Origin of the sequence: Janthinobacterium violaceinigrum (genome assembly GCF_009208555.1) — a bacterium.
GTDB lineage: Bacteria > Pseudomonadota > Gammaproteobacteria > Burkholderiales > Burkholderiaceae_D > Janthinobacterium > Janthinobacterium violaceinigrum.
In genome coordinates this window covers 1-203 of sequence record NZ_WFLI01000151.1, presented here as the reverse complement: position 1 = coordinate 203, position 203 = coordinate 1, and the positions used below count along the sequence as shown (strand labels likewise).

At 64.0% G+C, this 203-nt stretch carries 1 protein-coding gene; it reads left to right on the top strand.

What is annotated here, in order from left to right:
- Positions 1 to 203, top strand: a 203-nt coding sequence (locus GCN75_RS29040; RefSeq protein ID WP_193317719.1) for a hypothetical protein, incomplete at both ends; no start/stop codon positions are given.

Genomic DNA, 203 nt, shown 5'->3' with positions numbered 1-203 from the left:
GCCATCACGGCCAATGCCAACAATGGCCAGTCGCTGATCAATAACCAAGGCCAACTGGTGGGCGGCCAGTTGCAGTTGAACGTGGCGAACCTGAACAACGCCAGCGGCGAGATCGTGCAGACGGGCAGCGGCGACACCGTCATCACCACCGGCAAGTTGGACAACACGGCGGGCCGCGTCGCGGCCAACAGCGCGAACCTGGC